At 60.5% G+C, this 13792-nt stretch carries 14 protein-coding genes; 2 read left to right on the top strand and 12 right to left on the bottom strand.

Annotated elements, in window-relative coordinates; genetic code table 11:
- Positions 1-44 precede the first annotated feature (44 nt).
- From ACCD00_RS12365 to ACCD00_RS12355, 3 genes are read right to left on the bottom strand one after another with little or no spacing between them, the layout of a single operon-like run.
- Complete coding sequence (locus ACCD00_RS12365; protein ID WP_413424822.1) at positions 45-719, bottom strand: anti-sigma factor domain-containing protein; 675 nt, start codon at positions 717-719, stop codon at positions 45-47.
- Complete coding sequence (locus tag ACCD00_RS12360; RefSeq protein WP_413424820.1) at positions 716-1342, bottom strand: sigma-70 family RNA polymerase sigma factor; 627 nt, start codon at positions 1340-1342, stop codon at positions 716-718. Before ACCD00_RS12360 ends, ACCD00_RS12365 begins: the two co-directional genes overlap by 4 nt.
- 54 nt (positions 1343-1396) lie before the next feature.
- Positions 1397-1990: a fasciclin domain-containing protein gene (locus ACCD00_RS12355; RefSeq protein ID WP_413424818.1), complete on the bottom strand. Its 594-nt coding sequence runs from the start codon at positions 1988-1990 to the stop codon at positions 1397-1399.
- A gap of 309 nt (positions 1991-2299) precedes the next feature.
- Here ACCD00_RS12355 and ACCD00_RS12350 point away from each other — a divergent pair, with 309 nt between their 5' ends.
- Entirely contained in the window at positions 2300-2860 is a 561-nt protein-coding gene (locus tag ACCD00_RS12350; protein ID WP_413424816.1) for a DUF2780 domain-containing protein, read from the top strand.
- A 1-nt stretch (position 2861) separates the two neighbouring features.
- Here the strand turns inward: ACCD00_RS12350 and ACCD00_RS12345 are convergent, their stop codons facing one another.
- Positions 2862-3749, bottom strand: a complete 888-nt coding sequence (locus ACCD00_RS12345; RefSeq protein WP_413424814.1) for an acyltransferase — start codon at positions 3747-3749, stop codon at positions 2862-2864.
- A gap of 164 nt (positions 3750-3913) precedes the next feature.
- On the opposite strand from ACCD00_RS12345, the gene ACCD00_RS12340 reads away from it, so the two are divergent.
- Positions 3914-4414 (top strand): ATP-dependent zinc protease, encoded by a 501-nt coding sequence (locus ACCD00_RS12340; protein WP_413424813.1) that lies wholly within the window; start codon positions 3914-3916, stop codon positions 4412-4414.
- A gap of 12 nt (positions 4415-4426) precedes the next feature.
- Here the strand turns inward: ACCD00_RS12340 and ACCD00_RS12335 are convergent, their stop codons facing one another.
- The 8 genes from ACCD00_RS12335 to ACCD00_RS12300 all read right to left on the bottom strand — a co-directional run bounded on the left by ACCD00_RS12335 (position 4427) and on the right by ACCD00_RS12300 (position 13572).
- Entirely contained in the window at positions 4427-5056 is a 630-nt protein-coding gene (locus ACCD00_RS12335; RefSeq protein WP_413424811.1) for a glutathione S-transferase, read from the bottom strand.
- 127 nt (positions 5057-5183) lie between these two features.
- Entirely contained in the window at positions 5184-5396 is a 213-nt protein-coding gene (locus tag ACCD00_RS12330) for a hypothetical protein (protein ID WP_413424809.1), read from the bottom strand.
- Positions 5393-6523, bottom strand: a complete 1131-nt coding sequence (locus ACCD00_RS12325; protein WP_413424807.1) for a PepSY-associated TM helix domain-containing protein — start codon at positions 6521-6523, stop codon at positions 5393-5395. The genes ACCD00_RS12330 and ACCD00_RS12325 overlap by 4 nt, the downstream gene beginning before the upstream one ends.
- Before the next feature lie 72 nt (positions 6524-6595).
- Entirely contained in the window at positions 6596-9034 is a 2439-nt protein-coding gene (locus ACCD00_RS12320; RefSeq protein WP_413424805.1) for a TonB-dependent siderophore receptor, read from the bottom strand.
- Between the two features lie 176 nt (positions 9035-9210).
- Positions 9211-10185, bottom strand: coding sequence for a FecR domain-containing protein (locus tag ACCD00_RS12315; protein WP_413424803.1), 975 nt, complete (start codon positions 10183-10185; stop codon positions 9211-9213).
- On the bottom strand, positions 10182-10700 hold the full coding sequence (locus tag ACCD00_RS12310) for an RNA polymerase sigma factor (protein WP_413424801.1): 519 nt from the start codon (positions 10698-10700) through the stop codon (positions 10182-10184). Before ACCD00_RS12310 ends, ACCD00_RS12315 begins: the two co-directional genes overlap by 4 nt.
- A 227-nt stretch (positions 10701-10927) precedes the next feature.
- Positions 10928-11635, bottom strand: a complete 708-nt coding sequence (locus tag ACCD00_RS12305) for a PolC-type DNA polymerase III (protein WP_413424799.1) — start codon at positions 11633-11635, stop codon at positions 10928-10930.
- Positions 11632-13572 (bottom strand): putative nucleotidyltransferase substrate binding domain-containing protein, encoded by a 1941-nt coding sequence (locus tag ACCD00_RS12300; protein ID WP_413424797.1) that lies wholly within the window; start codon positions 13570-13572, stop codon positions 11632-11634. Before ACCD00_RS12300 ends, ACCD00_RS12305 begins: the two co-directional genes overlap by 4 nt.
- Positions 13573-13792: the final 220 nt, after the last annotated feature.

The following is a 13792-nucleotide window of genomic DNA, read 5'->3' as shown; positions in this document are numbered from 1 at the left end:
CTTCGGGTCGCCGTTTTTTATTGCGATTTTTTGATCTTCTGCTTTCACAGTGCCGCCAACGCCCCTTGGTACAGCACCGGCCCAGTCGGCTGCCCGGTCGGCGAACCGCCCTTCGGTTCCAGACTGACCGCCAGCGCAATCGGCTTGCCGATCAGCACTTTCTGCGCCTCGCTCAATTCGACCTTGCCTTTGCCTCCAGCCGGAATCACACCGAGGGAGATCGGCTTGCCGTCCGCCGGAATCGCCCACAACTCCAGGCTTTGCCCGGGTTCGACAGCCGCCAGCGTCAGCGGCTCGACTTGCAGGTAATTCTCATGGGCCTGCACACGCAACGCCGGTTTCGCGTCGGCGTTGACCAGCGTGGCGCTGTAGCGGGCGTCGTCGGAGATGTAGTGAACTCCGAGAATCACTGCAATCAACAGTGAGCAAAGCGCCGCCGACACTCGCAGCCAGTTCCAGAACGGACGCTTCTGCGGCACGTGCAGCACTTGTGGTTCGATCCGTTCGGTAATGCCTTGCCAGACGCGATCCGGCACCGGCTGCTCAGGCAGGGCTTCGGTCAGGCTGACCAGGCTTTCCTGCCACTGTGCCAGTTCGGCGCGCAAGGTCGCATCCTCCAGCAACAGCTGTTCGAAACGACGACGCGCGGTGGCGGGCATCAGGCCAATGGCATAGTCGGCGGCGAGGGCGCGGCGCAGGGTCGGGGTTTTATAGTTCATGATTCAAGGCACCTGCGCAGGCGCTCCATGCCGCGGCGGATCCAGGACTTCACCGAGCCCAGCGGCGCGGCCAGGTGTTCGGCCAACTCGGAACACGACAGTCCCTGGAAATAAGCGACGGTAATCGACTGGCGCTGCATGCCGTCGAGGCTGTCCAGGCAGCGGCTCAAGGCACTGGCCTCACGGGCACTGTCCAGTTGCTCCTGGGCCGATGGACTTTCATCCACAAGCATCTGTTCTTCGAGATCACTCAAGGGCCGATCACGGTGTTTGCGCAACTGGTCGATGGCTTGATTCCGGGTGATGTTGATCATCCAGGTCAACGGCGCCGATAGATGCGCTTCGTAGCGCGAGGCGTTGTTCCAGATGCGCACGAAGCTCTCTTGCAGCACCTCTTCGGCCAGGTCCGAACGGCCCATGAAGCGCAGCGCTACCCCGTGCAGACGCGGGCCGACGCTGCGGTACAGCGTCTCGAACGCGCGGCGGTCACCCAGTGAGCACTGGGCCAGCAGTTGCCTGAGCTGATCGGTGTCGGTGATTGGAATGGCGGTTCTCCCGGAAAGCAGGGCAGGGGGCCGGTTGCAGGCAGAGGTTAGTTCACGGCGCGCAGTTGTTCCATTCACGGCGAACACCTCGGGAGGACCGCCGCCCCCGATGCACGGGGACGGCGGTACGGTTCAGCTTTTCGGCATCAACACCTTGTCGATGACCTGGATCACCCCATTGGACTGGTACACGTCATAGGTGGTGATGTCGGCGACGTCACCTTTTTCATCCTTGATGGTGATGTTGTGCGGGCCGTTCATCATCGCCCACAACTTGCCGCCAGCAACGGTGGTGAGCTCGGTTTTGCCGCCACCGGCCTTGATCTTCTCGGCCAGGGTGGACATGTCGAGTTTGCCGGCGACCACGTGGTAGGTGAGGATTTTGCTCAGGGTGGTCTTGTTTTCCGGTTTGAGCAGCGTATCGACGGTGCCGGCGGGCAGGGCGGCAAAGGCTGAATTGACCGGGGCGAACACGGTGAACGGGCCTTTGCCCTTGAGGGTGTCGACCAGACCGGCGGCTTTTACCGCGGCGACCAGGGTGGTGTGATCGGCGGAGTTCACCGCGTTATCGACGATGTCCTTGCTCGGCAGCATGGCCTGGCCGCCGACGGTCACGCTGTCATGGCTCATGGTTGCCGCTTGTACGGTATTCAGGGCGAAAGCACCGCCAAGGGCCAGGGTCAGCAGGCTGGCAATCAACGGTGTTTTGATCGTAGTGCGTTTCATGGTGATGATCCTTTGGTGGGGAATCGGCCAGGAATGTCTGTCCGTGCTTGATATACGGGCGTGGGGGCAGGCTGGATGCAGTGCGTGGGAAAATATTCTGCCGAACCTGATCCCTGTAGGAGCGAGCTTGCTCGCGATGGGCTCAAAGGCAATGCGTTTATCCAGACAGCCCGCGTCATCGTTGACGTCCATCGCGAGCGAGCTCGCTCCTACAGGGGATGGGTGGCTGGGAACAATGCCGGGGGATATCAGTCCAAAGCACAGTTTTTCGCCGCCCATTGCCGGGCGGCGTTCATAGAGGATGTCTGAATGAAGATTTCACGCGGTTTTGTCCTGGCATCGCTCTTGACCCTGGTGGTCAGCCCGGCCTTTGCCCAGTTCAACCTGAGCGATGCGGCCAATGCCATTTCCGGCATGAAGGGCGGCAATGCCGCGACCGATACCGCGCCGACCCCGGAAGCGGCGGACCTGCTGGGCGCGCTCACTGAATTGAACATCACCCCTCAGCAAGCCCTTGGCGGCGCCGGGGCGATGCTGGGGCTGGCGAAGAACCAGTTGAGTTCGACCGACTACTCGGAACTGGCCAAAAGCGTGCCGGGTATCGACATGCTGTCCGGCGGTGGCGAGCTGGGTGCGCTTGCCGGACTGCTCGGCTCCACCGGCAAGGCCGCAGGCCTGGATAACGCCTTGGGCAACGTCAAGAACACCAATGACCTGAACAATGCCTTTAGCGCCTTGGGCATGGACAGCGGCATGATCGGGCTGTTTACCCCGGTGCTCCTGCAATACCTCGGTCAGCAGGGCGTTGGCGGTTCGCTGCTGAGCAATCTGGGCAGCATCTGGGGCCCGGGCATCGGCACCGGTAGCTGATTCAGCGTTGCCCGGTGCGCAAGGCGTCGATGTGCCGGTCCTTTTCGATCCAGAGCTGGTTGACCCAGTTCTGGGTTTTTTCGCGAAACAACGGATCGTTTTCGTAGTCGCCCTGCCACAGCGCGGGGTCGAGTTCGCGGGTCTGGATATCGATGATGACCCTTGGCACATTGCCGCTGATCAAGTCCCAGAACCCCGGAATGTTCTGCTGCGGGTAAACCACCGTCACATCGAGGATCGCGTCCAGCTGTTCACCCATCGCCGCCAGCACAAAGGCCACTCCGCCGGCCTTGGGCTTGAGCAGATGATTGAACGGTGACTGTTGCCGGGCACGTTTCGCCGCCGTGAAGCGGGTGCCTTCGAGGTAGTTGACCACCGTCACCGGTTGGCGCTTGAACAGTTCACAGGCCTGTTTGGTGATCTCCAGATCCTTGCCCGCCAGTTCCGGGTGTCTGGCCAGAAACGCCTTGCTGTAGCGCTTCATGAACGGATAATCCAGCGCCCACCACGCCAGGCCCAGGAACGGCACCCAGATCAGCTCTTTCTTGAGGAAGAACTTGAAGAACGGCGTACGCCGGTTTAGCGTCTGGATCAGCGCCGGGATGTCGACCCAGGATTGATGGTTGCTGATCACCAGGTACGAGGTGTCACGGCGCAGATCGTCACCGCCGCGGATGTCCCATCGGGTGGGGATACACAGGCGGAAGATCAGCTTGTCGATCTCGGACCAGGTCTCGGCAATCCACATCACCGACCATGAAGCGTAATCGCGAAAGCGGCCAGGCAGGACCAGCTTGAGCAGGGCAAACACCATCAGCGGTCCGATCAGCACCAGGGTGTTGAGCAGAAGCAGCAGGGTCACGAAACAGCCGGTGAGCAGGCGGCGCATAAGTCACTCGTGGAAGCGGTTGGGCGCGCAATGATAAGCAGCTTCGGGCGACAGGCCAAATCGGTGGTGACGAATGTTTCACCTTTGGGCCGGTAACCTTGTGGGAACGATCAAGCGAACGGCGGTCTAAATTCCCGCTGTTCACTCTCATGGAAGCCCATCACGTGAAATCCCTCCTTGCAGTGCTCTCCCTCATCGCCCTGCCGGTCATGGCCGCTGAACCCACCCTCTATGGGCGTTACGAATACATTGCCCTGCCGGAAATCGGCGGGCAGGTCCTCAAGGCGAAAATGGACACCGGCGCCCTGACCGCGTCGCTGTCGGCCAAGGACATCGAAACCTTCAAGCGTGACGGTGAGGACTGGGTGCGTTTCCGCCTTGGCACCAAGGATGCGAACAACCAGGTCTACGAACACAAGATCGCGCGCATCAGCAAGATCAAGACCCGCTTCGAAGAGGAGGATGACGAGGCGGCAGCACCCACCAAGCGGCCGGTGGTTGATCTGGAATTGTGCCTGGGCAACGTCAAGCGCACGGTCGAGGTCAACCTCACCGATCGCAGCAGCTTCAACTATCCATTGTTGATCGGCGCCAAGGCCTTGCGTGAGTTTGGGGCGGCGGTGAACCCGGCTCGGCGGTTTACGGCCGACAAGCCGGATTGCTGATCTTTTGAAGGCTTAAATCTTCGGCATCGTCGCAATCATCGAAGGTCGCTGACTCACCTCGAAATACCACTGCGCGAGTTGCGGATTCGCCGTACGCCAATCCAGATCCGGGTGGCGCAGATCCAGGTAACCCAGTGCACAGGCTACGCTGATCGCAGCCACGTCGAAATGGCAGGTCAGCTCGGCAATCGCGTCTTTTTCCAGCAGCGCCAAGGCACGGCGGATTTTGTCGCGCTGGCCGTCGAGCCATTCGTCCCAGTGTTTCTCCGGGGCGCGCAGGGCGACTTCGTAGCGCACCAGCACGGCTGCGTCCATGATTCCGTCGGCCAGCGAAGCGAGGGTCAGGCGCCGCCAGCGGGCCGAGCCTTCGCGGGGGATCAGCGGATTGCCGACGTGCTGCTGATCGAGGTAGTCGAGGATGACCCGGCTGTCGTGGATGACATTGCCATCGGCCAGGCGCAGCGCCGGGATTTTACTCAGGGGGTTGTCGTCGATCAGGGTCAGGTCCGGGCTGACAGGGGTGAGTACGCTGTTTTGCAACGCCACGCGGTTCTGTTGACCGGTTTCGTGCAACAGCACCATGACTTTGCGAACGAAGGGAGAGAGCGGGTTGTGGTACAGGGTCATGCTCGGGGCGGACATGGCAGCGTCTCGATCGGTGGCAGTGTCGGGCAGCATAGCGCGTTGTGGCGGGAGCTCAATATCCCTTGTAGGAGCGAGCTCGCTCGCGATGCACCCGGGAACACCTCGGGGTGTCAGTCTTCCAACATCATCGTTGACGACCATCGCGAGCAAGCTCGCTCCTACAGGGTGGCAGGAGGCCCCGCAGGGCAACAGCGGCGGGGATGCCCAAGCCGAGCCAGCTCAGCGAATCCCACACACCATCCCCGAGCAACGCGGCAAACAACCCTGCCGCGCTGAACAGGGCGATGACGATTGGGGTGCTGAACACTTTCCAGAAGTTCGACTGCCGGGGCTTCATGCCACGCTCTCCGCTTTTTCCAGCACAGGCCGGGCAGCCTTGCGCCGCACTACCCACAGGTACACCCCGCTGCCGAGCACGATGATGGTCAGCACATCCAGGGTCGCCCAGAGGATTTTCATCGGCATGCCGCCGTAGTCACCGAAGTGCAGTGGCTGCGACATGCCCATGGCGTCCATGTACCACGGTCGTTCGGCCACGGCGGTGACTTGCAGGGTGCTGGCGTCGATCAGTACGGGTGTCAGCAGGTGTGAAGTCAGGTGCGTGCTGCCTTTCATGAACACCGCGTAATGGTGCTCGCTGGAAAACCGCGTGCCGGGGAAGGCGATGAAGTCCGCCTGCATGCCCGGCGCAACCTCCTCGGCGATGTCGAGCAGGCGGGTGGCCGGTGCCAATTGCGTCAGGGGTGGCGCATCGCGGTATGGCGCGACCATCGCGCTCAGGCTGTCGTTGCGCCACGCGGCAATGATCAGGTCGGCGCTGGCACTGACCACACCCGTCACGCCGACCACCAGTGCCCAGGTCAATGTCACCACACCGATCAGGTTATGCAGGTCGAGCCAGCGCAGGCGCGTGGATTTGTCCTGGCGCACGGTGGCGAACTTCAAGCGACGCATGAACGGCAGGTACAGCACCGTGCCGGAAACGATCGCAACAACGAATAGAACCCCCATGAGCGCCAGCAGCAACTTGCCCGACAAGCCGGCGAACATGTCCACGTGCAGACGCAGCATGGTCAGCATGAAGCCGCCGTTGGCCGATGGCGTTTCCAGCGCTTCGCCGGTACGGGCATCGAGCATGAAGGTATGGGACGAGTTCGGCTCGGTGCCGGCGGTCGCGGCCATGATCGTCAGCACCGCGTTGGGCTCATCGTCCTCGAAGCCGAAGTACTGCATGACTTCACCGGGGCGATGTCTCTCGGCCGCCTCTGCCAGTTGCTGCAAATTCAGGTGTGGGGTGTCCGCCGGCATTGCCTTCACTTCGGGTGCATTGCCCAGCAAGTGGTCGATCTCGTGGTGAAAGATCAACGGCAGGCCGGTCAGCGCCAGCAGCAACAGGAACACCGTACAAACCAGGCTGGTCCAGGTATGGACAGCGGACCAGCGGCGAATTGTTTTACTTTTCATTTCATGGCCTTCAGAAAAACCAAAGCCGTCCACGAAGGACGGCCTGGTCGTTGGGCGTGTCAGCTCAAGGCGTTACCACTTGTAGTCGACGCTGGCCATTACGTTGCGACGATCGCCGTAATAGCAGTAGAAACCATCACAGGTCGAAATGTATTCCTTGTCGAATACGTTATTGGCATTGACCGCAACGCTGACGCCCTTGAGCGAGCTGTTCAGGCGACCCAGGTCGTAGTGGACGGCAGCATCGTAGACGGTATAGGAGTCGGAGTGGCCGTCTGATTTATCGCGTACGAACTCCATGCTGCCGATAGCGATGTTGTCGGTTTCTCCGACGTAGCGCACGCCGAAACCAAGTCCGAAACCATCGAGAACCCCGGTATGCCAGGTGTAGTCAGCCCAGGCTGAAGCCTGATTTTCCGGAGTCAATGGCAGAGGACGGTTTTGGTCCAGTGGACTGGTGACTTTGGTCATCTTGGTGTTGGCGTAGGTATACGCGGCAGTCAATTTCAAGTTCTCGTTGACGTTGCCAATTGCTTCCAGCTCGAAGCCACGCACTTTGGCTTCACCCAGTGGACGCGATACGCCGAGAGTGTCATTGAGCACGATGTCTTTGCGGGTCAGGTCATAGGCAGCTGCTGTAAATAGCATATCGCTGCCTGGAGGCTGGTACTTGATACCCACTTCGTATTGCTTGCCAGTGCCAGGGCGGAACGCCTCACCATTGGCGCCACCGGGTTCGGCTTGAAATGACTCGGCGTAGGAGATGTAAGGTGTGAAACCGGAGTCGAAGACATAGCTAAGGGCCGCGTTGCCGGTGAAGGCCGTGTCGTCGCGGGTGTCCTTGGCATTGTTCATGTTGTAGAAAGTCGTATCGGTGTGCAGCCAGTCCTGGCGGCCGCCCAAAGTCAGGCGCCAGTTGTCGAGGGCTATCTGGTCCTGAATGTACAGGCCTGTGTCATGGGTTTTCTGGTTGTAATCATTGAACGCGGTATAGCTGACGTTACTGAAGTCCTGGCCGTAAATCGGAGTGTTGATATTGCTGGGCGGCGCGCTGCCGAACAGCCATTTGTAATTGGTATTCACACGTTGGTGGTCAAGGCCCAGCAGCAGTGTGTGCCTGATTGAGCCGGTGTCGAAGTCTGCCTGGAAATTGTTATCCACGGCGAACTGGCTGATGTCTTCGTTGACGATGTTGGCACCTCGGGCCACCGTGCCATCGTCACTGACCGAACCGTTAAAACCGCCAGCGGTTATGCCTTGGAAGGACAGGTCGCTCTTGGTGTAGCGCAGGTTTTGACGGAACTGCCAAACGTCGTTCATCTGGTGCTCAAATGCATAACCCAGCGCGTAATAGGTTTTGTCGTAGAACTCCCAGTCCGGATCACCGAGGTTCTCGTGGAATTTCACCTCGCCAGCAGGCGTTGAAAGTTTGGTGCCTTGTACTGGAAGGAACTGGCTGGTGTTGCTGGTATCGTCACGATTGAACTGGCTGAGCAAGGTCAATTTCGTGTCCGGGTCAATATTCCAGGTCAGGCTGGGCGCGATGTTGTAACGCTTGTCTTCGTTGTGATCGATGGTGGTGTTGCTATCACGCACCACACCGCTGACGCGGTATAAAAATCGCCCTTCATCGTCAATTGGACCGGTGCTATCGAAACTGATCTGCTTGCGCTGATAGCTGCCAATCTGCAATTGCACTTCGTTGCTTGCAAACTCCTCAGGGCGGCGGCTGACCATGTCGATCAATCCACCGGGAGGTGTCTGGCCGTAAACTGAAGACGCAGGGCCTCGCAGCAAGGCTACGCGCTCCAGATCCCAGGTTTCAATCTTCGGCATGGCGTAAGTGCCCTTTGGCAGCGGCAAGCCATCGAGGAACTGGGTGGGTTCAAATCCGCGCACTTTTAGCCATTCGGCACGGCTATCGCTGCCATAGCTGCTGGCCACAACCCCGGGCATGTAACGCACAGCGTCATCCAGGTTCTGTACTGCGCGGTCCTGCATCTGCTCACGAGTGGCAACAGAGATCGAGCGCGGAACTTCGGCGAGCGTCGTATCGGTTTTGGTCCCGGCTGCTGTGCGATTGGCGAGATAGCCTTGCACGGGGCCCCAAGCACTTTCATCGTCACCGTTCTGTCCGGTAATGCTTGTGACCGGCAAATCAAGGGTGCCTTCCGGTACCGCCACCAGGCTGTAGGTGCCTGCACTGCTCTGCTCCAGTTGCAGGCCGGTACCACGCAGGGCTTCACGCAGGGCGCCGGCTGCGTCGAACTGGCCTTTGACTGGCGCCGAGGTTTTGCCCACAGCCAGGGATGGGTTCAACGCCAGGGCCAAGCCGGCCTGGCTGGCGATCTGGTTCAGGGTGTTGGCCAACGGAGCGGACGGCAAGTTGTAGGCGCGAACGCTGGAAGCCTGTTCAGCGGCGAACAGTGGGCTGCTGGCCAAAGGGGCGCACAAGGCAATGGCGAGCGCCAGCAAACCGGGGCGCAACAGGGTGTCTAGCGAACGGGGCATACGGCGGCTCCTGAATGGAAATATTTCTCAATTGCCTGTGTGCCGAGCGAGAATTGAAAAGTGATAGGGCTGGATAAAAATAATTTCGATTCAGTCTTTGGCTTTTGTAGGCGCTGGCTTGCCAGCGATGCGCTCACAAGCACCGCGTAGATCCAGTGAGCGGCGTGGATGCCTGTTCAGGGTTTGTTGCCGGCCTTGGCCACGACCTTCACCCACCATCGCGTGTGCTGTTCGATCTGCACCGGCAGGGTTGGCAGCAGGGCATTGAGCGCCAGGTCGGTATCGCGCAGCGGGAAACTGCCGGTGATGCGCAGGTCGGCTACCTCCGGCGCGACGCCGACGTAACCGTTTCGATAGCGGCCGATTTCATGCACCAGATCTTCCAGCCGCGTGTTGTCTACCACCAGCATGCCGCGGGTCCAGGCATCCGCGCCGAGGTTGACGGCCAGAACCGGGCCCAGGCCGTTGTTGCGGATCAGCACCTGCTGGCCTTCGCGCAGGATCTGTTCGTCCGGATTGGACTCCGGATGAACCGCCACGGCCGACTGCAACACGCTCAGGCGTGTGCCTTCTTCTTCGCGCTTGACCAGAAACCGGGTACCCAGCGCACGCATACTGCCTTCGCGGGTTTCGACGATGAACGGCCGGGGGTCGCCATGACCGGTTTCCACCAGGATTTCGCCTTCCTGAAGCACGATGCGTCGCTGCCTTTCATCGAAGCGCACATCCAGGGCACTGTGGGTGTTGAGATTGATCAGCGTGCCATCAGCCAGGCGCAAGGTGCGCTGCTCGCCAACGGCGGTGCTCTGGTCGGCCAGCCAATAGTCGATCGGCAGGTAACGTGGCCCGGCGAACAGCGCCAGGCCGATCACCGCAACGATACCGGCCACACCACTGCCAAGTTTGCGCACCCGTCGACGAATACCTTCGCGCGATTGCAGCAGGGCCGTGCGAGCCGGGCCGCTGGCCACGCTGAAACGCTGGTCGAGCATGCCCAGTTGGCGCCAGGCGCGGGCGTGTTCTTCGTGGGCCGCGTGCCACCTGGCGAACTCTTCGCGCTCCACCGGGTTGGCGGAATCCATGGACAATTGCCAGGCAATCGCCGCGTCGAGCACCTTGGCCGATACCGGTTTGGAACCGAGCGGATTCATGTCGGCTCACCATATAGCGCGATGTAGCACTGGCGAATACCCTGGGCCAGGTACTGGCGCACCCGCGGCACCGACACGCCGAGACGCTCGGCGATTTCCGCGTGGCCGAGGCCGTCGAGACGGTTGTAGAGGAACGCCGCCCGGGCCTTGCTGGAGAGCTTGCCGAGCAATCGATCGATGTTTTTCAGGTCTTCGAGGATCATTTGCTGTTCTTCCGCCGACGGTTGTTCGGCTTCGGGAACCAGCATCAACTCAGTGAGGTAAGCCTGCTCCAGCGCGGCACGCCGGAAATAATCGAACAGCAGGCCCTTGGCAATCGCCACCAGGAATGCCCGGGGCTCGCGCGGGGCCTTCAGTTCTTCGCGGCCCAGCAAGCGCACGAACGTGTCCTGGCTCAGGTCTTCGGCGCGTTGTGGGCAGGCGACGTTGCGTCGAAGCCAGGCCAATAGCCAACCGCGATGGTCGCGATATAACGCACCGACGAGCTCACTTTGAGGGCTTGGGACTGACGACACGCCGCATTACCGATTGGGAAATATTAACTAACGAGAACTGTTCGCGATTGTGGCAGAGGCAGGGGAGGTAAGCAATTGGCGTTGGTCGGGTGGGAATTTCGCGACGGCCCCTGTAGGAACGAGCTTGCTCGCGATGGACGCGAACGGTGACGCGTGCTGTCTGGAAAAATGCGTCGCCTTCAAATTCATCGCGAGCAAGCTCGCTCCTACAGGGGGGGGCCTGAAGGTCAGAAGGAGGGCGCCTGCTGCCGGCGCTTCCACTGACTTAACCGCTGCTGCAAATTCAACGGGCTATGAATCTGCTGCTGCCGCGCGCGGCTGAACAGAATCAGCGCCAGTTCAGCGGTGGCCAGGGCGTCGGCGCTGGCGTGGTGGCGCTCGAAGACTTCAAGCTTGAACCAGTCGATCCAATCGTCCAGCCCCGCCTCGCGAATGTGTGCCTGGGGGCACAGCAGGGGTGCAATGTCCGCCACGTCCAGAAACGGATGCTGCAACTTGAAACCCAGATGATCTTTCAGCGCACGGCCGAGCATGTGCTGGTCAAACGGCGCGTGGAAGGCCAGCACCGGACTGTCACCGAGGTACTCCATCAGGTCGAGCAGCGCTTCTGCCGGGTCGCTGCCTGCCGCAATGGCGCTGGGGCCAATACCGTGGATCAGCACGCTGGGGCCGAGTTTTACTTGCGGGTATTGCAGGGTGCGCTCGAACTGCTGGCGAAAGTCGATGGCCCCGTCCTCGATCACCACCGCGCCGATGGACAACACGTGGTCCTTGTTCAGGTTCAACCCGGTGGTTTCCAGATCGAGCACCACCCAGCGCTGCTCGCGCAGACTGCACTGCGCCAGGTCGGCAGCAGTCGGCAAGCGTTCCAGCCGATGTTGCAGATGGGCAGGCAAGGTGGGTGGCGTCGGGCGCAACCAGGAAAACAGACTCATAGCTGATACCGCAAGGTCAGGCTGCTTTGCAGGCGTTGTGCCTGGCGCAGGGACTCACGCAGGATGCGTCGGTCCAGATGGTTGAGGCTGTCGGGATCGACCCGGTTCGAGTAGGGAAAATTCTCTCGGGTCTGTAGTTGATGTTGCTGCATGCGGGTTTGCTGGATGAAGTGATAGGCCTCTTCGTACGCGGCACCGTCCAGGGGGTCGATGACTTCCCTGGCGACCAACTGGCGAAAACGCTCCAGTGTGTTGTTCGCTTCGATACCGTGAGCCAGGGCCAGCAGCCGGGCACCGTCGACAAAGGGTGCCAAGCCCTGAATCTTCAGGTCCAGGCTGGCCTTTTCGCCATTTTTGCGTGTCAGCACGAACTCGCGGAAACGCCCTACGGGCGGGCGATTGCGCAGCGCATTTTCGGCCATCATGCGCTGGAACAAGCGGTTGTCACCGACCTGATCGAGAATGCCCCGACGCAACTGCTCGCAGCTTTGTTCGCTGCCCCAGACCACGCGCAAATCGAAATAGATGCTCGAACCCAGCAGGTTCTCCGGGGTTGCCTCGCGGATAAACGCCGCAAAGCGTCGCGCCCACTCGGCCCGGGACAGGCACAGCTCCGGGTTGCCGGCCATGATATTGCCCTTGCACAAGGTGAAGCCGCACAGCGCCAGGCTCTGGTTGATCTGCTGGGCAATGGGCAACAGCTTGCCGCGAATCTCGGCGGCATGGGCCGCATCCCTGGCTTCGAACAGAATGCCGTTGTCCTGATCGGTGTGCAGGGTCTGCTCGCGGCGGCCTTCACTGCCGAAACACAGCCAGCTGAACGGCACGCCGGGGTCGCCTTTTTCGGCGAGGGTCAGTTCGATCACCCGGCACACGGTGTGGTCGTTGAGCAAGGTGATGATGTGGGTGATCTGCGTCGAAGACGCGCCGTGGGCCAGCATCCGCTCGACCAACTGGCCGATTTCGCCCCGCAGCGCCACCAGGTTTTCCACTTTCTGTGCATTGCGGATAGTGCGGGCCAGGTGCACCAGGTCGACCCGTTGCAGGGAAAACAGATCGCGCTCGGAAACCACGCCGCACAAGCGTTGGTCTTTGACCAGGCAGACATGGGCGATGTGACGCTCGGTCATGGCAATCGCGGCGTCGAATGCACTGTGATCCGGCGACAGGAAAAACGGCGCCCGGGTCATGTGCCTTTCGATGGCTTCATTGAAATCACTGCTGCCATCGGCCACGGCCTGACGCAGGTCGCGCAGGGTGAAAATCCCCTGTGGCGCCTTGAGTTCATCGACCACCACGATGCTGCCGACCTGTTGTTCGTGCATCAGCGTCACGGCTTCGCGCAACGGCGTCTGCGGGGCGCATGTCACCGGGTGGCGCATGGCCAATTCGCCCAGTCGGGTATTGAGCGAATATTGGGTGCCGAGGGTTTCCACGGCTTTTTGCTGCACTTGCTGGTTGACCTGATCCAGCAGGCTACTGACGCAACGCAGGGCGAAGTTGCGGAAGGTGTCCGATAGCGAAAACAGGCGGATGAACGCCGGCTTGTTCAGTTGCAGGCAGAAGGTGTCCTCGCCGGCCAGGTGCTCGGTGCGGGTCGCCCGCTCACCCAGCAATGCCGCGAGTGGGAAACATTCGCCGGTGGTGATCTCGAAGACCGTCTCGGTGCCACCTTTTGCCGTATGCGGACGTTCGCCCACGACCCGGCCTTGCTTGACGATATAGAAGTGCTCGACCGGGCCGTCGGCGGGTTTGATGATGCTCTCGCCAGGGGCGTAGAAACGCAGCTGACATTGCTCGACCAGATACGCCAGGTGAGCGTGTTCCATCTGATTGAAGGGCGGGAAGCGCTGAAGGAATTGCAACGTGCCCTGGATGTTCTGCAACACCGCGGTTTTCCCTGCCTGTGTGAAGGCGTCCGCTTTACTCATAACCATTACCGCAGTCTTTTTTGAATTGTTGTTGTCGGATGACTCAACCATGGTCGACCCCTACGGTCAGGGTGCCCATTGGACGTAAGTCTAGGTAGGCAATGAGTGTGACGGAATGTCAGAAAAACCTTACGCAATTGAGAGAAAAATCGCTCTATCCTGCTATAGGAAAAGTCTCCGACGAAGTGCAAATTGAAGGTCTCTTAGCGATGTCTCACCACTGTGC

It is taken from the genome of Pseudomonas sp. Pseusp3 (genome assembly GCF_047304225.1).
GTDB lineage: Bacteria > Pseudomonadota > Gammaproteobacteria > Pseudomonadales > Pseudomonadaceae > Aquipseudomonas > Aquipseudomonas fluorescens_CD.
The sequence above is the reverse complement of the archived record's forward strand: the minus strand, read 5'-3'. Positions and strand labels throughout refer to the sequence as shown.

What these genes read in the sequence shown, in the direction of transcription:
- ACCD00_RS12365 (WP_413424822.1), bottom strand. Translation starts at nt 719, where the DNA reads ATGAACTATAAAACCCCGACCCTGCGCCGCGCCCTCGCCGCCGACTAT.
- ACCD00_RS12355 (WP_413424818.1), bottom strand. Translation starts at nt 1,990, where the DNA reads ATGAAACGCACTACGATCAAAACACCGTTGATTGCCAGCCTGCTGACC.
- ACCD00_RS12350 (WP_413424816.1), top strand. Translation starts at nt 2,300, where the DNA reads ATGAAGATTTCACGCGGTTTTGTCCTGGCATCGCTCTTGACCCTGGTG.
- ACCD00_RS12345 (WP_413424814.1), bottom strand. Translation starts at nt 3,749, where the DNA reads ATGCGCCGCCTGCTCACCGGCTGTTTCGTGACCCTGCTGCTTCTGCTC.
- ACCD00_RS12335 (WP_413424811.1), bottom strand. Translation starts at nt 5,056, where the DNA reads ATGTCCGCCCCGAGCATGACCCTGTACCACAACCCGCTCTCTCCCTTC.
- ACCD00_RS12330 (WP_413424809.1), bottom strand. Translation starts at nt 5,396, where the DNA reads ATGAAGCCCCGGCAGTCGAACTTCTGGAAAGTGTTCAGCACCCCAATC.
- ACCD00_RS12325 (WP_413424807.1), bottom strand. Translation starts at nt 6,523, where the DNA reads ATGAAAAGTAAAACAATTCGCCGCTGGTCCGCTGTCCATACCTGGACC.
- ACCD00_RS12320 (WP_413424805.1), bottom strand. Translation starts at nt 9,034, where the DNA reads ATGCCCCGTTCGCTAGACACCCTGTTGCGCCCCGGTTTGCTGGCGCTC.
- ACCD00_RS12315 (WP_413424803.1), bottom strand. Translation starts at nt 10,185, where the DNA reads ATGAATCCGCTCGGTTCCAAACCGGTATCGGCCAAGGTGCTCGACGCG.
- ACCD00_RS12305 (WP_413424799.1), bottom strand. Translation starts at nt 11,635, where the DNA reads ATGAGTCTGTTTTCCTGGTTGCGCCCGACGCCACCCACCTTGCCTGCC.
- ACCD00_RS12300 (WP_413424797.1), bottom strand. Translation starts at nt 13,572, where the DNA reads ATGGTTATGAGTAAAGCGGACGCCTTCACACAGGCAGGGAAAACCGCG.